General features: G+C 39.6%; 20 protein-coding genes. 12 read left to right on the top strand and 8 right to left on the bottom strand.

Features of this window, described 5'->3' with window-relative positions:
- The first annotated feature begins 362 nt into the window (after window positions 1-362).
- Genes hypA through hypE form a run of 5 tightly spaced genes read left to right on the top strand, consistent with a single transcriptional unit; the run spans window position 363 to window position 4,921 of the window.
- Window positions 363-728, top strand: a complete 366-nt coding sequence (hypA, locus tag DKM50_13930) for a hydrogenase maturation nickel metallochaperone HypA (protein ID PZM77086.1) — start codon at window positions 363-365, stop codon at window positions 726-728.
- A gap of 34 nt (window positions 729-762) precedes the next feature.
- The gene (hypB, locus tag DKM50_13925; GenBank protein ID PZM77085.1) at window positions 763-1,428 is read left to right on the top strand and encodes a hydrogenase accessory protein HypB; all 666 of its coding nucleotides are present in this window, start codon (window positions 763-765) and stop codon (window positions 1,426-1,428) included.
- On the top strand, window positions 1,409-3,673 hold the full coding sequence (hypF, locus tag DKM50_13920) for a carbamoyltransferase HypF (GenBank protein ID PZM77084.1): 2,265 nt from the start codon (window positions 1,409-1,411) through the stop codon (window positions 3,671-3,673). Before hypB ends, hypF begins: the two co-directional genes overlap by 20 nt.
- 1 nt (window position 3,674) lies before the next feature.
- Window positions 3,675-3,890: a HypC/HybG/HupF family hydrogenase formation chaperone gene (locus DKM50_13915; GenBank protein ID PZM77083.1), complete on the top strand. Its 216-nt coding sequence runs from the start codon at window positions 3,675-3,677 to the stop codon at window positions 3,888-3,890.
- Between the two features lie 29 nt (window positions 3,891-3,919).
- The gene (gene hypE / locus DKM50_13910) at window positions 3,920-4,921 is read left to right on the top strand and encodes a hydrogenase expression/formation protein HypE (GenBank protein PZM77082.1); all 1,002 of its coding nucleotides are present in this window, start codon (window positions 3,920-3,922) and stop codon (window positions 4,919-4,921) included.
- 226 nt (window positions 4,922-5,147) lie between these two features.
- On the opposite strand, the gene DKM50_13905 is transcribed toward hypE, so the two are convergent.
- From DKM50_13905 to DKM50_13885, 5 genes are read right to left on the bottom strand one after another with little or no spacing between them, the layout of a single operon-like run.
- Window positions 5,148-6,620 carry a hypothetical protein gene (locus DKM50_13905; GenBank protein ID PZM77081.1) on the bottom strand — a complete coding sequence of 491 codons (1,473 nt, stop codon included), beginning with the start codon at window positions 6,618-6,620 and terminating at the stop codon, window positions 5,148-5,150.
- On the bottom strand, window positions 6,617-7,825 hold the full coding sequence (locus tag DKM50_13900) for a hypothetical protein (GenBank protein PZM77080.1): 1,209 nt from the start codon (window positions 7,823-7,825) through the stop codon (window positions 6,617-6,619). The genes DKM50_13905 and DKM50_13900 overlap by 4 nt, the downstream gene beginning before the upstream one ends.
- On the bottom strand, window positions 7,825-8,481 hold the full coding sequence (locus DKM50_13895) for a hypothetical protein (protein PZM77079.1): 657 nt from the start codon (window positions 8,479-8,481) through the stop codon (window positions 7,825-7,827). The genes DKM50_13900 and DKM50_13895 overlap by 1 nt, the downstream gene beginning before the upstream one ends.
- Entirely contained in the window at window positions 8,478-8,882 is a 405-nt protein-coding gene (locus DKM50_13890; protein ID PZM77078.1) for a hypothetical protein, read from the bottom strand. Before DKM50_13890 ends, DKM50_13895 begins: the two co-directional genes overlap by 4 nt.
- Window positions 8,883-8,884: 2 nt before the next feature.
- Window positions 8,885-9,508 carry a hypothetical protein gene (locus DKM50_13885; protein PZM77077.1) on the bottom strand — a complete coding sequence of 208 codons (624 nt, stop codon included), beginning with the start codon at window positions 9,506-9,508 and terminating at the stop codon, window positions 8,885-8,887.
- Window positions 9,509-9,783: 275 nt separating this feature from the next.
- Between DKM50_13885 and DKM50_13880 the strand changes: the two genes are divergently transcribed.
- The 5 genes from DKM50_13880 (at window position 9,784) to DKM50_13860 (ending at window position 14,529) form a co-directional block, all read left to right on the top strand.
- Window positions 9,784-10,710 carry a hypothetical protein gene (locus DKM50_13880; GenBank protein PZM77076.1) on the top strand — a complete coding sequence of 309 codons (927 nt, stop codon included), beginning with the start codon at window positions 9,784-9,786 and terminating at the stop codon, window positions 10,708-10,710.
- 124 nt (window positions 10,711-10,834) lie between these two features.
- Window positions 10,835-11,227 (top strand): hypothetical protein, encoded by a 393-nt coding sequence (locus DKM50_13875; protein PZM77075.1) that lies wholly within the window; start codon window positions 10,835-10,837, stop codon window positions 11,225-11,227.
- 362 nt (window positions 11,228-11,589) lie between these two features.
- Window positions 11,590-12,927: a Trk family potassium uptake protein gene (locus tag DKM50_13870; protein ID PZM77074.1), complete on the top strand. Its 1,338-nt coding sequence runs from the start codon at window positions 11,590-11,592 to the stop codon at window positions 12,925-12,927.
- Between the two features lie 47 nt (window positions 12,928-12,974).
- The gene (locus DKM50_13865; protein ID PZM77073.1) at window positions 12,975-13,670 is read left to right on the top strand and encodes a TrkA family potassium uptake protein; all 696 of its coding nucleotides are present in this window, start codon (window positions 12,975-12,977) and stop codon (window positions 13,668-13,670) included.
- Window position 13,671: 1 nt separating this feature from the next.
- Complete coding sequence (locus DKM50_13860; protein PZM77072.1) at window positions 13,672-14,529, top strand: hypothetical protein; 858 nt, start codon at window positions 13,672-13,674, stop codon at window positions 14,527-14,529.
- 7 nt (window positions 14,530-14,536) lie between these two features.
- Here DKM50_13860 and DKM50_13855 read toward each other — a convergent pair whose 3' ends face one another.
- Window positions 14,537-15,034 (bottom strand): hypothetical protein, encoded by a 498-nt coding sequence (locus DKM50_13855; GenBank protein ID PZM77071.1) that lies wholly within the window; start codon window positions 15,032-15,034, stop codon window positions 14,537-14,539.
- A gap of 228 nt (window positions 15,035-15,262) precedes the next feature.
- Window positions 15,263-15,985, bottom strand: coding sequence for a hypothetical protein (locus DKM50_13850; GenBank protein ID PZM77070.1), 723 nt, complete (start codon window positions 15,983-15,985; stop codon window positions 15,263-15,265).
- Between the two features lie 247 nt (window positions 15,986-16,232).
- Between DKM50_13850 and DKM50_13845 the strand changes: the two genes are divergently transcribed.
- Window positions 16,233-16,559 carry a hypothetical protein gene (locus tag DKM50_13845; GenBank protein PZM77069.1) on the top strand — a complete coding sequence of 109 codons (327 nt, stop codon included), beginning with the start codon at window positions 16,233-16,235 and terminating at the stop codon, window positions 16,557-16,559.
- Between the two features lie 90 nt (window positions 16,560-16,649).
- A complete protein-coding gene (locus DKM50_13840) occupies window positions 16,650-17,231 on the top strand; it encodes a hypothetical protein (protein PZM77068.1) in 582 nt (193 codons plus the stop codon).
- Between the two features lie 15 nt (window positions 17,232-17,246).
- Here the strand turns inward: DKM50_13840 and DKM50_13835 are convergent, their stop codons facing one another.
- On the bottom strand, window positions 17,247-18,182 hold the full coding sequence (locus tag DKM50_13835) for a hypothetical protein (protein PZM77067.1): 936 nt from the start codon (window positions 18,180-18,182) through the stop codon (window positions 17,247-17,249).
- Between the last annotated feature and the right edge of the window lie 154 nt (window positions 18,183-18,336).

Genomic DNA, 18,336 nt, shown 5'->3' with positions numbered 1-18,336 from the left:
AAGCATTGTTGCTCTTCGAGCTCGTTATTTATCTAATGAATGGGATTATGTCGTCGATAATTACTTAAAAGTCGCTTAACCCACCGAAAGTATCTGCACCCTATCGACAGGCAATCGCATACTTAGTCGATATCCTGTTAATTAGCATATCAACTCCTGTCATTCCAGCATGTTTTTAGCAGGTACGACAAACCGTCAGCAAGCGATTGCCCTGCAATATTGATCTCAGTTGGCCTGCGAAATGACCTCGAATTAAAAGGAAGATGGTCAGTGCCGATTGTTGTTTAAGTTGATTACAATAATATAATCAAAATAAACATTGATTGTATAAATGAAAGGTGTAAAATAAAAAGGACTGTTATATTTTGATTAATGAAAGTACTGTTATGCACGAGATGAGTATCGCTCAGAATATCATGGATTTGTGTTTGGAAGAGGGTAAAAAGGCGAAAGCTGAAAAAATTATCAAGATTAATATCCGAATCGGAAGACTTACAGGGATTGTCAGTGACTCGTTGACTTTTTGCTTTGATATTATGAAAGAAGGTACGATTGCCGATAATGCTGAGATGATGATAATTACCAATCCTGTCAGGCTTCGATGCAAAAAATGTGAAACTGAGTATGTTGTGGATGATCTTCCTTGGATGTGTGCGAATTGCGATTCGTTGAGATATTCAATTATTAGTGGAAATGAATTTTATATTGAAAGTATTGAATTAGAATAGCTCATCTTAGCTGGTGAGAGAATGAGGTTGTATAATGGAAATTAAAGTTTTAACAAATGTGCTCAAGGCAAATGATGCGCTTGCAGAAGAGAATCAGGAGTTTTTTAGAAAACAAGGGATGTTTGTCTTGAATCTCATCAGTTCTCCGGGAGCCGGGAAGACAACTGTTCTTGAAAAAACATTGGAATATGCGCAGAAGTCGCTGTTGAAAATTTCTGTTATCGAAGGAGATATTGCTACAACGCTTGATGCTCAGAGGATCGGCAAATTCGAACGGCCTGTTATGCAGATTAATACCGGTGGCGGATGTCATCTTGATGCAAATCAAGTAAAAAAAGCGATTCAATCAGGATTTATCTCTGATGATACGAATTTGTTAATTATTGAGAATGTTGGGAATCTGGTATGTCCTGCTGAGTATAATCTTGGAGAGGATTATAAAGTTGTGGTGCTGAGCGTTGCCGAAGGGGATGACAAGCCGGTCAAATATCCTTCAATTTTTACTAAAGCGCATGTGGTTATTATTAATAAGATCGATTTGCTGGGATTATGCGATTTTGATTTGGAGAAGGCCAAAAAGGATATTACTCAGCTTAATCCGGAAGCTATTATCTTCGAGATATCTGCTCGCAAAGAGACTGGGATCGATACATGGATTAACTGGTTAGAAACTCATATTAATGTCCCGAATAGCATATAACATCGAAATTTCCGGAATTGTCCAAGGGGTAGGGTTCCGCCCGTTTATATACCGTTTGGCTAATTCATTAGGTATTGCCGGATATGTAGGTAACTCTTCCAAGGGTGTTTTTATCCTGGCTGAAAGCGAACCGGAAATCCTTACGATATTTCTTGATAAAGTGCAAAATGAAAAGCCTGCAATTGCCTTTATCGATTCACTGGAAGTCCAAAGTACATCCAGTTCAGGATATAAAGAATTCTCAATAATAAACAGTAAAACAGATAACGAAAATAAAATGTATATTTCGCCGGACCTTTCAACCTGTAAAGATTGCCGGGACGATCTCTTGAATGAACAGAACCGCCGGTATCGTTATCCATTTACAACCTGTACCTATTGCGGCCCGCGGTATTCAATCATTGAACATATTCCTTATGATAGAGTAAATACGACCATGAAGTCGTTTCCAATGTGCCCGCTATGCCAGGCTGAGTATGATACTCCTTCTGATAGGAGATATCATAGCCAGCCGAATGCGTGCCCGGTATGCGGACCTGTATTGGCATTATATAATTCGGCTCAAGGGCGCATTGAAAATGTTGTTGACCCGATCGGGGTTGCAATACAACAGCTAGCATTTGAAAAGATTGTTGCAATAAAAGGCTTAGGTGGGTATCAATTATGTTGTGATGCTCGAAGTCATGATGCGGTGAAGAACTTGCGGGAACGCAAATATCGAGAAGATAAGCCTTTTGCAATTATGTGTAAAGATATCGGGACGGTGACAAGATACTGTTATATTTCCGAAGCAGAAATGCTTCTGCTTTCTAGTGCTCAGAATCCAATTGTTCTTTTGCAAAGAAGAGAATCTGCCGATATCGCTTCGAATGTATCGGTCGACAATAATTCGCTTGGTGTGATGCTGCCATATACGCCTGTCCACTTGTTATTAATGGAACAGATTCCGGTACTGGTTATGACCAGCGCTAATATTTCCGAACAGCCGATCATTAAAGATGATGCTGTTGCGTTGGAGGGCCTAGCTTCTATTGCTGACTATATTCTGGTCCATAATAGAGAGATTTCTAACCGAATCGATGACTCGGTATTCAAAGTAATCAATGAAAAGCCACAGGCGATACGCCGTGCACGTGGATATGTCCCTGGAATTATCAAGCACAAGGGTTTGAAAAAAACCATACTTGCTGTTGGTGCTGAGTTAAAAAATACTTTTGCAATTAACAGAGGGGATACTATTTTTGTCGGACCTCATATCGGAGATTTGAAAAATATAGAAACGTTCCGGTTTTTTAAAGAGAGTATTTTGGATTATCAACGGAAATTCGGACTGGTTCCTGATATCCTGGCCTGCGATAAGCATCCTCAATATCTTTCTTCCGAATGGGCCAAAGGAAAGGAACTTCCTGTCATCGGGATTCAGCATCACCATGCTCATCTTGTGAGCACCATGGCGGAGAACGGTATTGACGGGCAGGTAATCGGCATTGCCATGGATGGGACGGGATACGGCGATGATGGCGCCATCTGGGGGTGTGAGAGTGGGATTGTTTCGTACTCGAAGTTTGAACGGAAAAGCCATCTTGACTACTTCCGGCTTCCCGGCGGCGATAAATGCAGTGATGAAGTATATCGAACAGCGCTTTCGTTGATTGTTAATTCTTTAGGAGCTTGCGATTTGCGACGGTTTGATTTTCTTCGTGATATTAAGCAGGAAACACTCACCATCTTAACTCAGATGATAGAGAAACGTGTTAATTCTCCAGATACTTCCAGTATGGGTAGATTGTTCGATGGCGTATCTGCGTTGTTGGGACTTGGTAATCATGCCCGGTACGAGGCTGGTGCTGCGATTATCCTTGAGAGTATTGCTGATAAAGCGGTGGTGGATGACTACCCGGTTGAAATAATATGCAAAGACAACTATTATATATGGGACTGGAAAAATATCATAAGATCCATTCTTGAGGAAGAGGCGAAAGGGATCCCTTCATCGATTCTCAGTGCGAAATTTCATAACACTGTTGTCAGATATATCCTGAAAATCAGTGATATTTTACGCACTGAAACGGGGCTTGATCGTGTGGTTTTGTCAGGGGGAGTTTTTTTGAACTCTCTTATCAGCAGTAAATCAGAAGAAGCGTTAACGAGAAAAGGGTTTAAGGTCTATTTACAACGTATACTTCCTCCGGGAGACGGGGGACTTGCTTTGGGTCAATTAATAATTGCGAATGAGGTGATGTAGTATGTGTCTAGGGATACCGGCAATGGTTATTGAAAAAGGCGATAATAATAGTGCGATAGTATCTGTTCAGGATATAAAGCAAAAAATCAGTATCGCTTTGGTTGATGTTAACATCGGAGATTGGGTCCTTGTTCACGCCGGATTTGCGATTAATAAACTTGAGGAAGCTGATGCGCAGGAAACACTTCAGATACTCAAGGAATTAGAAATATTGTAATTATTTTTGAATTGCGGAAAGGTATAATGATGGAAGAGACTATATTGCTTTCTCACGGCAGTGGGGGAAAGATGATGCATCGACTGGTCAATGAAATTGTTAATGAGTATTTTTCCAATCCGTTATTGAATAAGCTTAATGATTTTGCCTTATGTTCGGCCGGAGAGACAATCGCTGTATCGACGGATTCTTTTGTTGTCAGCCCGTATTTTTTCCCTGGCGGCGATATCGGTAAACTTGCAGTCTGCGGAACCGTGAATGATGTGGCGGTGAGTGGCGCGGAGGTTAAGTATCTTACAGTTGGTTTTATTATCGAAGAAGGGCTTTTAATGAAAGACCTTCGGCGAATATGCGGTTCAATGAAAAAGTCAGCTGATGAGGCTGGTGTCATTATTGTTACCGGAGATACAAAGGTAGTTGAAAAGGGTGCTGCTGATGGTATTTTCATTAACACCACCGGGATTGGCATAAAGAAATCAAACTATCTGATTGGTGGAGAGTATGTTCATCCAGGAGACAATGTTATTGTTTCCGGTACTATTGGGGACCATGGGATCGCTGTTATGAGCTTGCGTGAAGGCTTGTCTTTTCAGACAACCCTGGAGAGTGACTGTGCTCCTCTTAATAACATGATCTCAGAGATGCTTGCTATTTGTAGCGGTATTCGTTGTATGAGGGACCCTACCCGGGGCGGAGTTGCTACAACTCTCAATGAGATTGCGCAGCAATCTGCTGTTGCTATTACTATCTATGAAGAGCAATTGCCTATAAATCCTCAAGTCCAAGGTGCCTGTGATTTGCTGGGCCTAGATCCTCTTTACGTGGCAAACGAAGGAAAACTACTTATCTTTGTAGATCCCGAAGAAACTGAAAAAGTTTTAGCGGTGCTAAAAAAATCCCCTTATGGGAAAAATGCCGCATTAATCGGAGAAGTTTCTACTGGTGAGCCTATTGTTAGCATTAAGACCTTTCTAGGCAGCCATCGGATCGTTGATGTCCTGTCTGGTGATCAGTTACCGAGAATCTGTTAGTCCTGTTAGCCTGTTTTTTTCAAAATAATCCGCCGTTCGTGATCTATTCGGCCAGCTTTATCTATCTTGGAAAGTCCGCAATGAGCCCCAAATGAGCCCCCAAATATTTGCAACTATCCGCTAAAAGGATCGATACATAAACAGAACTAAGAAAGGTGCTAAATTATAATGTTACAGCTAAATAATTTGGTTTTTATCGTTAGTTTATTCAGATTTGTGACAGAGATCATTGTCGTATATTTAAACTATAGTCTTCGTATGGCATATAAACATCTATGGCTACTGGAATGCTATAAGCTATAGTAATAACTTGAAAGGCGAAAAGCCCTGGAAGAGGGATTGCCAAATAATGAAAAAGATCCTTGATTTTTCGAGATATGAAATTTGTTCCAAGTAATTCGAAAGGAGGCGGGACAGGGATCGTTTTGTTTACCTTGTACCCGCATTCCAATAATACATTATGGATGGAAGAATATGTGAATAAACGCTTATGGTCGATATCTAAGATACCGCGATCAGCGTAATTAAATCTGCCCAGCAGCATATTGATCCTTATTATGAAAAAGGCAGTGTTCGGGATACTTATAATAAACAACGCATTATCAAGCAGCGGGTGTTTTTTGAGTTTGATAAGCAGGTCTTCGGGTTCCTTCAGATGTTCCAGTATTTCGAGTAGGCATACCATGTCGTATGGCTTTCCGGTTAGCTTATCCCAGTCAAAACTTTCAATATCAGCTTTATAGAAATTGTCGTAATAATTCTCCTGACGGTCGTTCCGGTCGATTCCGGTTATTTCTATGCCTTGCTTTTTGAGAGGTTCGGTTAACGGTCCTATTCCTGCTGTAATATCCAGTATTCTTTTTGGTTTTTTCGTGCTTATGATATCGAGAAGATGATGATGGGTAGAGTATTTGAAGGGTCCCTTTTTTTTGTAAGCAAATTGCTTACTTCCTCGAAACTTTAAACTGCAGCCGATACCTAAGATCTGTAAACGGAATTTTAGCGATATCTTGAGGATATTTAGTCCGTATTTAATTAAATTAACATGGCATATTTCGTCTCCGTATCTGGGAACAATCGGGAATTCTGTGATTTTTTTGTTGAGTATTTTGGCTTGGAGCAAAATATCAGTATCAAAATCAAAATCACTTGAGTTTAATTCAAAAGGGATAGCTTTTAGAAAAGAAATTGCATATGCCCGATAACCGGTATGATATTCGGAGTAGTTAGTGCCAGTGAGCGCGTTTTGTATTTTGGTGAGCAGTATATTCGAAAAAAATTTGTATATCGGCATGCCGCCGCGGAGTGCGTTTTTTTTCTCAAGCATTCTTGATCCTAAGATGACATCGGGAGCATTTTTGGAATGTGCAACGAAGGCCGGCAGTTCTTCCGGGGGGTACTGTCCATCAGCGTGTAATAAGATGACATAATCAAAATTATTATCGCAGGCATAACGATATCCTATTTTTTGATTGCCGCCATATCCTTGATTAACCTTTGTCCTGAATATGTTGAAATGCTTGAAGCCCAATTTCTTGCAGGTCTCAAAGGCTATTTTTGAAGTTGCATCGCTGGAACAGTCATCGCTTATCAGAATGGAGTATTTCGGGTTATTCCGATAATCGGCAGGAATTCTTTCCAATACACCGCTAATATGGTCCTGCGCATTGTATGCAACGATGTAAATAAGGTATTTCATATTCCAATTATACCTGAAAGGCCCTGGTTTTGTTCTTTCAGGATTTTTATTTCAGCATGTTTGTTTTCCTCTTCTAGTACCCGCAGTATTTCCTTTAATAACGCTGCTGAAGTAAACGCCGGGATATCATTTTGAAGCACAAACTGGTATGAACAGTTAACATAACTTTTTGTGTCCCAGAAATGATTAGGAAAATCTCTGCATAACTGCGGTCTTTTTTTGTGAATCGCGCATTTTCTGTCAGTTGTTAAATGTTTACAGTTGAATAGCCAATTGCCAAATTCATTTGTTGCGGTATGTACCCAGTTTTTACATCGAGGATCTATTATCAGTAATTGGTTCAATAGCGACTGAGAATTAATCTGTTTACTAAAATAGGATAGGGTAACGTTTTGGCAGCATGTGTCTTGCCCGTTACAAGAATTACAGTCACCCTGCCGTTCAAAGATGATAGCGTCAAATATACTGTTGATGATTTTTGCTTTACTATCCGGGGTCAGGTTACTGCATTCATAGGCTTTTTCATAAAATGACATAGCCTCTTTTCGGTTTTCAAGCTCCTTGTGCATCTGCGCGATGTTAAGCATTAATTGGCTGTCATTGGGGAGAAGCGATACTGCAAGTAAAAATGTTTCCAATGCTTTTTCGCAGTTTCCCATTTTATAGTGCATTATTCCTTTTGCTTTGTACGCCCCGCCGTCATGCTGATTTGCTGACAGGTATTTGTCTATATATTTATAACACAGATCATATTTTCTTTTTAAAAACAAGCTGTACATTAACTCGTGCCCGTCCCAGTGAGATGAAAAATTCTCTAATACATAATCAAAGATCTGTTCGAAATAGTGCGCACTTTTCGAGTAGTTTTCTTTCTTGAAGTAGATGATAGCTGTAAGAAATAGTATCTGAGCTTTTTGGTCTCCTGCAATATCCTCGATTGATTGTGTAAATTTAAGCGCTTTGTTATATTCCTTGTTTTCAATCATTCTTTTAGTCTGGTTGATAATATCAGAGATTTCCATAATTCGCGGCCTTTCTTTCCTTTTAATAGTATTATTGTAGACAAATAAATGGGAAAATTCCAGTATAACCGGACTTTTTATTGCCATGCCAGTAAAAGAATCGCCTTGAGCTTTACGGAAATAGCTTCGTTCCATATTTCTTTTACGGAGGTTTTTTTGTGAAATGAGAGGTATGGCAAACATTAATCTTCTATAATGAACTTAAAGGGTTTATCCAGGAGAAACGCAACCGGTCTGCCTTTATACCTGAGGGGTTCGAATTTCCAGTGTATGATAGCTTTTTTCGCAGCGGTAATAAACCCGAATTCGTCGTTGCCTTCGAGGACCTTCAATTCTTCGATTTTTCCTTCTTCATTAACGAGCATTTGTATTTTAATGTGCCCTGAGATGGCGTGCTCTCGCGCAAAGGGAGGGTATTCCGGCTGAGAACCATACAACAATAATGGCACCGAGGGGAGTTGTTCGGCGGGAACGACAATTCTTGCCGGAGGTGCAGTACTATCCTCTCCTGATGGTTGCATTTGCGGCTGCGCAACCGGCAGATCTTTACTGCTGCCAATAGAAATAATATCCGGGTTGTTGGCCTGAGCTTCCTGCCGACCCTCTCTTGTCTGAGATTGTACTGCTTTATCAATTTCGGCAATTGTTTTGGGGTGGGCTTTCGGGGTGGGCTGCTTTGGTTTGGCAGGGATTTGAGTGGTAATCTCGTTTGTTCTCAGTTCGTTTAAGACAATCGTAGTACTCTCGATGACGTAAGTATTTTTTTTGTTATGCTGGTTGGAAAGACAAAAGAGCAGAAAAATTATTAACAATGCTGAGAGGAATGCAGACTTTTTCATAGTTTCTTTTTTGAGGCGATAGAGAAATTTGTCGCTCCCGCATCCTTGCTTATGTCGATAACATCCAGCAGATATTGTGTTTTGGTGTCTCTATCCGGATTGAGGACAAGTACCGTATCTTTATGTACTAGTATTTTCTGTTGGATAAGCTGATGGAGTTGTGGTCCGGTTATCGGGGCGCTCTCGTAAAAATAACTCCCGTTCTTGTCGATATATACATCAAGCTGGACTAACTTGGTTGACTCGACATGTTTCGATTGCGGTGCGTTGACCGGTATCCCGGTTTTTGCGAAGGTGGTAGTGACAATAAAAAAGATAAATAATATGTACGTAAGATCAACCAGCGGGGTAAGGTCCACCCATCGTCGTTGCCGAACTACACGGAATTCTTCGTCAAACATGATTAACCTTTCTGTTTATGTAATCGGGACATGAAGATTAGCATAGTTGCCGTGCGCTTAAGGTCCAGTACAATCTGATCAACCATGATCGATAGGTGATTATGGAAATAGAGGGTAGGTATTGCTGCTGCAAGGCCGGTCTGTGTACTTACCAATACTTCCGATAGGCCTCGTGCTACAGCCTGCGCATCTCCGGTGCCGACCATCGCGATATCATTAAACACTGAGATCATTCCTGTTACAGCTCCTAGCAGGCCCATCAGCGTCATTAATCCGGCAAATGTGCTGATTGTTGGTAAATGTTTTTCCAGATCGATCATTTCTTCGTAAATCAGCTCTTTTAACCGATCCTCGACTAAGGATTCTTCGTGGTGTATATAATAGATGCCTTTTTCCAGTAATCGAGGGATAGCTCCGTTTTTATTCGCGACGAGTTGTTCGGCTTCTTCGAATTTCCCTTCTTTTAACAGTTCCCGCACTTTATCTATCAATCCCTTAAAGCTGCGGTTCCTTCTCAGCGCGAAATATCTGTCAAAGCTGAAGGTGAAGGCAAGGAAGGTTATCATCAGTAACGGGTACATTACTATTCCGCCTTTGCTGATAAACTCTAATATATTAATATTCATATTAATTCTCCTCGAAATTAGAAAATATACTTCATACCCGCGATCGGCAGCAGGCTAAACATTATAACTTTTTTATCGGAATAATCGTCATTCCAATTATAACCGGATTAATTTCGTTTTGACAGTTCGTTTGATTTCTTCTTCGAATGATTATTTTTCTGTAAAAAAATGCAGTTGTTGTATTGAAGATTATGCTTTGAATAATAGCTGTTATGTTTATATAATACGAACGAAAATTATATCAATTTAACTGATTGTTATGGAGGGTTCGGATAATGACAAAAAAATTATTACAAATTGCCGGACAATTAGTAGTGATTTTATTGTTGATCTTATCTTTTTCAATCCTTTATAATGAATTGAGAAATTACACCTACAGCGATTTCCTTCATGCTTTAACCAGTATTTCCGGGAGCAGAATTTTTTTTGCTGCTTTGTTTTCTCTTCTCAGTTATTTGCTATTGACCTTTTATGATGTCGTTGCCTTATATTACATCCGGCATCCGTTAAACTATGGTTATATTGCCTTCGCATCCTTTATCAGCAATGTTTTCAGTATCAATATAGGGTTGTCGATTTTCAGTGTCGGCGCAGTTAAGTTCCGGTTTTATTCTGCTTGGGGATTTAACAATTCGGAGATAACAAAAGTTATCACTTTTAGTGTCGTTACCTTTTTAGTCGGATTGCTTACCGCGAGCGGTATCGTTTTTGTGCTGAGTCCTCAAGACTCGTCTATGCTGGAGCGGTTGCCTTTTACAAATATACGGCTTCTGGGCATAGTGCTTTTATCAATAGCCATGGGTTACTTTGGCTTTATCGTTTTCTATCGGAAACCAATAACTTGGGGAAATAGGGAGCTGATTTTGCCATCCATAAAACTGGTAGTGCTACAATTTCTTCTGGGAGTAGGGGATTTTTTGTTTGCGGGAAGTGTTCTTTACGTTCTGTTGCCTTCGTATACTGACCTTTCTTATCCTGCTTATCTCGCTATTTTTTTGCTGGCGCAAATTGCCGGAATTGTCAGCCATGTTCCGGGAGGGCTCGGGGTATTCGATACGCTCATTCTTTACATGCTGTCCTTTTATTTGCCTGCACCGGTAATTATCGGGTCATTATTGTTGTACCGGATAATCTATTTTATTATTCCTTTAGCGATAGCATCTATCTTGGCAGGCATTTATGAAGTCCGTACCCGACTATAGATTTCGGTTCCGACAGATGCGGTTTGGGTGTAATAATTTATTACGAGAATAACGATATTTTCCTGTTTTATTAATCACCTTTATCGTGTATGTTGGCTGCCATAAATTATATTCAAAAGGGGGTATGGTTATGGATGTTCAAAATTTTCTCAAGTCTATAGCAGAAAGTTTGCAGGATAGTGCCAGTGTAAAAAAAGTATACGGAGATCCTATTGAAGCGCATGGGAAAACGATTATTCCGGTAGCTAAGATCGGCTATGGTTTTGGCGGAGGCGGGGGTACAAATCCTAATAAGGCAACTGAAGTCCAGGAACCGTCTTCCGGTGGCGAAGGCAGTGGCGGCGGTGGATGTTTGGGCGTTAAGCCGGTCGGGGTCATCGAAGTTACTGACAAATACACCAGGTTTGTTCCGGTCATGGAATATGCGCATCTTCTCATGGCAGGAGTATCCGGGTTTTTTATTGCCATGATGATGCATAAACGTCATCATAAATGCAAGTGCGGGCATTGTAAATAATACTACGATTTTCGAATACAGTTTTCTGTCGTAAATCATAGGGTAGTGAATTTTTTACAGTATCTTGAAAAAAATTATCTGAGTTTAATCGAAGCCTTAATGAAGAAGGTGTGAAGAAATAACTTTTTGACTATAAAAGAATATTCTCTTTCTTATATGATAAATGGGTGAGTGGTGCAAACTACTTACTCATTTGTTTTTTTGTGTTAACCAATCGTCGAATTTGTGTGCAGGCTGAAAACTTTGATCAGCTCTGAACTTTGGGATATTTTTGATACAATAATATAATGTATTGTCTTGTTTACTTTGGGGAGCTTAGGCTATAGACTTAGGCTTCGTTGCATATTAGGTGTGGTGAAGGTATGGCTCAAAAACGACATTTATTTTCTGCAAATCAAGTATTTGTCTTAGGTTTCTTATCAACAATATTTATTGGCGCATTATTATTGATGCTCCCGTTTTCACAAGCGAAGCCTGTTGTTTGGATTGATGCCTTGTTTACGTCTGCGTCAGCTACCTGTGTAACCGGGCTGGCTACGATCGACATATCTACTGCCTTAACGCTATGGGGAAAAATAATTGTTTTAATGCTTATACAAATTGGTGGATTGGGCATCATGACCTATTCGGTATTTTTTGCCTTGTTGTTGAAGAAAGAAATCCAAGGGAAGACCTCTACACAGCTTCAAAGCCTGATGGACATTAACGATGTCAATCAGCTACGCGCTATAGTTATTGCTATAATAAAATACACCGCAATTATCGAGATCTTTGGCGCTACTATTTTATATAATTCAAGCTCTCTTCAGCATTTTGGGATGCTTAAAAGAATGTTTTATGCAGTTTTTCATTCTATTTCTGCGTTCTGTAATGCTGGTTTTGGCCTGTTCTCAGATAGTTTAGCCGGCATACAGTCTCCATTGTTCCTTCTTTGTATTTGTTTGTTAATTATATTGGGTGGTTTGGGCTTTGAAGTTCATTTCGATTTAAAGTCATTTAATATTTTAAAACCTATAAAATCGATCAAAAAACTTAATGTCCATTCAAGGATTGTTCTTACTGTAACCTTTTGGTTGCTAGTTGTCGGTACGGGACTGGTGTTTTTCCTCGAGTATTTTGGTGCATTGGCAGGCTTTTCACTCGGGAATAAGTTGCTTCATTCATTTTTCCTTTCTGTGTCGAGCAGGACTGCCGGTTTTAATACTCTATCTATCGGCATGCTTCACCTCCCGACAATTTTTATGTTATTTATTTTCATGTATATCGGGGCGTCTCCCGGATCAACCGGAGGCGGGATAAAAACCTCGACCTTCGGAATCTTGTGGCTTAAAGTAAGGCAAATACTTTTAATGAAAAAAGATGTTGAAGCCTTTGGCAGAAAGATACCTGAGAGTAATGTTACCAAAGCCCTGGCTGTTTTGTTTCTATCTTTAATGATACTCTCTGTTTTTATTTTCCTTCTTTTGATTGTTGATAAAGAGCATAGCTTGCATGAATTAATATTTGAAGCTATTTCAGCCTTTGGAACAGTAGGGTTGTCAACTGGAATAACGCCTATGCTTAACGAACACGCAAAACTGATTATTATATTGTTGATGTTGGTTGGAAGAGTTGGTCCACTTACATTGGCTTATTCGTTAACCAGAAAACAAAAGCAAATAAAATATTCTTTACCTGAAGAGAAAGTTTTAGTAGGATGAGTAGTTAGAATATTTACAATTAATCTTAGCTTGCCAGGAGGTAACAAATGACATCAAGGCGTGTTGCAGTTATTGGACTCGGACAATTTGGTTTTAAAGTCGCAACAACACTCTCTCAAAAAGGGAATGAGGTAATTGCGCTAGATATCGATCCTGAAAAAGTCGATGATATTAAAGATCTGGTTTTCCAGGCTTATACCGTTGACTCAACTGACGAAAAGGCACTATGGGCGATAGGGCTTGATAAGGTGGATATAGCCATTATTGCTATCGGTGATAATATCCAGGCAAATCTGTTAACTTCAGCCTTAGTTAAGAACATGAAGGTTGATAAGATATTGGCCCGGTCCGTTACTAACGTTCAACAGCAAATACTTAAATATATCGGTGTTGATGAAATAATAAATATAGAAGAACAAATGGGAATAAATATAGCAAACACAATCGCAACTATTGATGTGGAAAAGTATCTGGAGATATCTCCCGGACATAGTTTGATTGAGATATCTGCTCCTCCATTCTGTATTGGAAAAAAGATCGGCGAGATCAATTTCAGGAAAAACTACAATATAAATGTTATCGCAATAAAAAGTAAAATACCAAGTGTAAGCGAAATGGGAGAATCTATTTTTGAAGAAGTGATAAATGAAGTCCCAGGTGCAGACGATGTGATAAACGATAATGACATTCTTATGATAATAGGATCAGACGAAAATATTAATAATATCAAAAAAGGAGACTAACATGTTCTCGTCCAAAGTTGCGACTAAAGCAGGGATTAATAACCGGGTTTTTTTCCTGACCAAAAAAATATTTGTCAGTTATATTTCTATTTTTATTTTATTTTCAATGGTTTTTATGTTTTTTTTATATTCATCTTTTTCTGCATATCAAAAATTAGGCCTTATATCTACTGTTGAGGTACAGAATAATATTTCATTGATAGCTGTAAACAAAGAAATAATCCTCCCTCTTATTGTTCAGTTGGTACTTCTGTTTTTTTTAATAATTGTGATAACCTTACTTGTTATCGTGTTTATAATAAAGCAAATTAGAGATCCTCTCGTGGCATTTATTGTAGACCTGAAGAAAATCACAGGGACAGGTAATTTTGTTGATCGATTCGACTGCTCGTCTTCATCAAGAATTATAAATAACCTGGCAACTGCACTCAATGCCGCTTTTGACAGGATGATAGAGTTCGATCAGCTTAAGGCTAACAAAATTGCCACGACCTCTAATATCATCAGGGATATAATTAATGATGTCGATGAAGGTATATTAATAATTGACAAAGGCAAAATAATCACAGCAATCAATGGGGCTGCAGAGAAATATTTGAAAATTAATTCAGGAGAAGCCAATAATAAAAGTGTTTTCCGATATATGAACAATGAAAAGCTTTTTAGCTTTATTAATAAAGCGATTAATGAAGGCTCCAATATAATTAACGAATCGATTGAGTATAGAAAAGGCGATACCCTTTGTTTTGACGTTATCGGCTATGTTGATAAATTTAAGCGTTCTTCGGGAGCTATTATTGTTATAAAAGGGAAGAAAAATCTCCAACCTTTTCCATCAGTAGCATATACTAATAGCTAGCGGTTAGTTAGATTTTTCCGGATAGCCCTTTTGCCCATTTTTCAATCTCAGTCCAGTTACGATGGTCACTTTCTTTCGCACCGAGCAACCTGCACATGATCCTTTCGAAAAAGTTCAATGCGGCATAGTCAATTTTGCCTCCGGTAACTGTCGTATCTATCGGTTTGACCAGCTCTCTAAATGGGTTCATGCTTCCGTCCGCTTCAGTAAAATTCTTGGTGGGATTATCGCCATAACGTCCGCTGACTACGAAGTAGGCCATTGGTACTTTACTTAACGATGTTTTGTGCTTGGTTACGAAGTTGAGTGATTCCGGTAATACTTTGCCCACGTAGATGGCACTGCCAACGATGATTGCATCATATGAGCCTACATCACTGACCTCTTTGACATTTTTTACTTCAGAGGCGAATCCGGATTCGTTCAGAACTTCAGATATCTTTTGGGCAACTTCAGTTGTTGATCCGTATTTGGTGGAATACGCGACTAAAACCCTTTTTTTCATAGAGGTGTTCCTTTCTGCAAGATTGCTATTCGTAGTTGCAGCTATGGTAATTGCTGATAATGATAGAACAATAATCAATACGATACGTCAGTTCGATATAAGCTGTCTTTGTTAGTTACATGTTACGAGTGATCGGTGAGGGGGAACTTGTCTCCGATAGATTTTTTCCTGTCACTACAAAGTATCCCTCTCTTATGTCGAACTCAGGGTATTTATTAATAAAAATTATTACCTGTTCCTTAGTTTTGACAATAATCTTATAATTTCGAGATAGAGCCAGACGAGCGTTACCATCAAGCTGAATGCTCCATACCATTCCATATATTTCGGCACTCCGCTTGCGGATAGGGTTTCGATAACATCAAAATCGAGGATCAGGTTGAGGGCTGCTATTGCAACAACAAAGAGGCTGAATAGTATGCCAATTGCGCCATTCTGATAAATAAAGGATACTTTTATTCCGAACAAACTCAATATGAGATCAGTTATATAAACGAGCGCAATTCCTCCGGTAGCAATAAATACAGCTAGCCGGAATTTTTCTGTTACTTTGATAATTCCTGTTCTATATGCTGCTAACATTACGAAAAGCGTTCCGAAGGTTAAGCTTATAGCTTGGAGCACGATGCCAGGATATTCCAGTTCCATATATACCGATAATCCTCCGAGTGCAAATCCTTCGAGAACGGCATAGAGAGGTGCTGTGACGGGGGCCCAGTTTTTTTTGAAAATAGTAATTAGTGCAACAATAAATCCGCCGATCATGCCAACGAGAAATAATGACATGAGCGTTGGATTAGACCATATCCACCATGAGCTTAGGGCAGCTAATGCCAGTAGAATGAAGGATTTATTTGTGGTGCCTTCAATGCTCATTTCTTGTAAAGGGTCAAAAGATCGAGTGCTCGGCACTAAGTCTCCTTGTAATGCCGGATTGCCTGTTCTAATCATGAGTAACACCTCTTTCTCATTAATGCTCGCTATACTATAGCTGTTTTAGTCATATGTAAACTATCTCTTGAGCTCCACAAACTCGCCATCTGTCGCAGCATATCACTAACGACACGTGTCAAATCAAATTAAAACCTGACCGTAGGAGACAGCTTACAATCCTTGACAGACCAGGATACAGCGTTTAGAATTTTATCGTACTTATTTTGGGTGAATAATAATTCCTTACTGGTATATCGGGTGCGAAATGAGGACAATAATCCTCTTGACCATATCAAATATATTCATGACATTTGCCTGGTATGGCCACCTGAAGTATAAGCATTCACCGTTGTGGATCGTTATTCTTGTCAGCTGGCTGATCGCGTTTGCTGAATATTGTTTTCAAGTGCCGGCGAACAGAATCGGGCATGGAACGTTTACGGCAGCACAACTGAAAGTCATTCAGGAAGTTATTACCCTGGTTGTGTTCTCCGGGTTTTCTGTTTTTTATTTGAAAGAGCAGTTCCGATGGAATTACCTCGTCGGATTTGCGATGATTATAGGAGCAGTTTTTTTTATTTTTAAGAAATAGAGTTTCCCTTCACCTTAATGACCCACATGGTAATCCCGTAGTTGTTCCAGCACATAGTTCCAAAAATAGAATTTTCTTTGGAGATATATAATGTTTGATATGGCACTTGCTCATTCAGGTATCTATTCGTTGTTTGTTTTTCCGTTTCTCATTTTCCTTTCACGTATCTGCGATGTAAGTATCGGAACCCTACGTATTATTTTTGTTTCAAAAGGATTCAAATATTTTGCTCCTTTTCTTGGCTTTTTCGAAGTGCTGATCTGGCTGCTTGCGATTAGCCAGATAATGCAGAACCTTAGCAATATCTGGTGTTATATCGCTTATGGCGGAGGTTTTGCGGCTGGAACGTTCGTGGGTATGTATATCGAAGAAAAGTTGTCGTTAGGCACCGTTGTGATAAGAATAGTAATGAGAAAAAATGTTCCGGCAGTAAAAAAATATCTGGAGGAGAATAGCATTAATATTACTTCCACAGAGTGCGAATCTTCGGACGGTCGGGTTATTCTTCTAAATGCTATTATTAAGAGAACTAGCGTTAAGGATATCTCGAAAATTCTTGAAAAATTCAGCCCTCAAAGTTTTTATTCGGTTGAAGATGTGAAGTTTTTTTCGGCAGAAGTCTCTTGTAGTAAGAAATTCAGCTTCACGCCGGGGAAGGCGGGTAATCTATAGAATTATTGAATAGGCTTAGTTCGTGGCTAGTGAAGCTTCATTTGCTAGAATAGCTTTTTTTGATTTGAAAAAGAAATATCCTATGACGGTAAAGGTTACCAGAGGTGAAACCCAGCTAGGGATATGAACGCTAAAACTATCCAGGACCATAATAGTTCCCAGGCATAAAATAGAATACATCGCACCATTTTTCAGAAAAACGTATTTTTTTATACGATCTATATTGCCTACGGTCAGCTGTCGCACAACTATTGCTCCCAGACCGTTTCCCAGGAGGATAATCGGTACGGAAAGCGTAAAAGCGAAAGCTCCGAGAACGCCGTCAATCGAGAAGGTAGCATCTATAATTTCCAGGTAAAAAATCTTACTGACGTCAGACATTTTTTTCTCAATGAGTTCATGTTCGCTTTTCTCGGCATTTTGTTTGAACCCATGGGTGATAAAAAAAGCTGAGGAACCGATTACTGCTCCTAAAGCCATAAAGGGATCCTGCTTTACCGCGCACCATACCAGGACTACCAATATCAAAGAAGCCAGTGCGTAGAACCATACTCCATGCTTTTGGATGAACCTTTCTCCCGGAAGACCGAATTCTTTTTGTTCCAGCAAGAGCCAATGAAAAAACAGCAGAACGAGGAATGTCCCTCCTCCGATTAATAATGTGGGCGCAGCTGATTCGATCGCTTCCTTAACGGCCGGATCACTGCTGAAAGTTGCGACTAATGCTCCGATCGGGCCTAGAGACGGGACTGTGAGCCAAACTATAATCCACGGTAGCAGGCCTCTAATGACAAAGACAGCGAAGAACAATCCCCAGGTAAGGAACCATTTTCGTGCTTTTTTGCTCATGGTTGAAGCTACTTCGGCATTGATAATCGCATTATCTATGCTGCTGATAGTTTCGAAAAGGCATAACCCTGCAACTGTTATTATGATCGGAAGTATACTCATATTTGAAACATTATAACTCAACTCAAAATAAAAGCAAAGTCAACAATTCCAGCTGGGTGCAGATACTTTCGGTGGGTAAATAACCTTTTGGCAGTTTGAAGTTGGTTGGCGGTTTGGATTGAGATTTTTCCCAGGCTGCAACCTTGTTTTGCAA

The sequence above is a fragment of the Candidatus Margulisiibacteriota bacterium genome (assembly GCA_003242895.1).
In the GTDB taxonomy this organism is placed as follows: domain Bacteria; phylum Margulisbacteria; class Riflemargulisbacteria; order GWF2-39-127; family GWF2-39-127; genus GWF2-39-127.
Note: the sequence above shows the minus strand (reverse complement) of the source record. Positions and strands in the feature narration are given on the sequence as shown.

Bases quoted from the DNA above. Each gene is read 5' to 3' on its own strand.
- DKM50_13900 (PZM77080.1), bottom strand. From the start codon at position 7,825: ATGTTTGCCATACCTCTCATTTCACAAAAAAACCTCCGTAAAAGAAAT.
- hypB (PZM77085.1), top strand. From the start codon at position 763: ATGGAAATTAAAGTTTTAACAAATGTGCTCAAGGCAAATGATGCGCTT.
- DKM50_13855 (PZM77071.1), bottom strand. From the start codon at position 15,034: ATGAAAAAAAGGGTTTTAGTCGCGTATTCCACCAAATACGGATCAACA.
- DKM50_13865 (PZM77073.1), top strand. From the start codon at position 12,975: ATGACATCAAGGCGTGTTGCAGTTATTGGACTCGGACAATTTGGTTTT.
- DKM50_13840 (PZM77068.1), top strand. From the start codon at position 16,650: ATGTTTGATATGGCACTTGCTCATTCAGGTATCTATTCGTTGTTTGTT.
- DKM50_13885 (PZM77077.1), bottom strand. From the start codon at position 9,508: ATGAATATTAATATATTAGAGTTTATCAGCAAAGGCGGAATAGTAATG.
- hypF (PZM77084.1), top strand. From the start codon at position 1,409: ATGTCCCGAATAGCATATAACATCGAAATTTCCGGAATTGTCCAAGGG.
- DKM50_13880 (PZM77076.1), top strand. From the start codon at position 9,784: ATGACAAAAAAATTATTACAAATTGCCGGACAATTAGTAGTGATTTTA.
- DKM50_13850 (PZM77070.1), bottom strand. From the start codon at position 15,985: ATGATTAGAACAGGCAATCCGGCATTACAAGGAGACTTAGTGCCGAGC.
- DKM50_13870 (PZM77074.1), top strand. From the start codon at position 11,590: ATGGCTCAAAAACGACATTTATTTTCTGCAAATCAAGTATTTGTCTTA.
- hypE (PZM77082.1), top strand. From the start codon at position 3,920: ATGGAAGAGACTATATTGCTTTCTCACGGCAGTGGGGGAAAGATGATG.
- DKM50_13905 (PZM77081.1), bottom strand. From the start codon at position 6,620: ATGAAATACCTTATTTACATCGTTGCATACAATGCGCAGGACCATATT.
- DKM50_13860 (PZM77072.1), top strand. From the start codon at position 13,672: ATGTTCTCGTCCAAAGTTGCGACTAAAGCAGGGATTAATAACCGGGTT.
- DKM50_13890 (PZM77078.1), bottom strand. From the start codon at position 8,882: ATGTTTGACGAAGAATTCCGTGTAGTTCGGCAACGACGATGGGTGGAC.
- DKM50_13875 (PZM77075.1), top strand. From the start codon at position 10,835: ATGGTTATGGATGTTCAAAATTTTCTCAAGTCTATAGCAGAAAGTTTG.
- DKM50_13915 (PZM77083.1), top strand. From the start codon at position 3,675: ATGTGTCTAGGGATACCGGCAATGGTTATTGAAAAAGGCGATAATAAT.
- DKM50_13835 (PZM77067.1), bottom strand. From the start codon at position 18,182: ATGAGTATACTTCCGATCATAATAACAGTTGCAGGGTTATGCCTTTTC.
- DKM50_13845 (PZM77069.1), top strand. From the start codon at position 16,233: ATGAGGACAATAATCCTCTTGACCATATCAAATATATTCATGACATTT.
- DKM50_13895 (PZM77079.1), bottom strand. From the start codon at position 8,481: ATGAAAAAGTCTGCATTCCTCTCAGCATTGTTAATAATTTTTCTGCTC.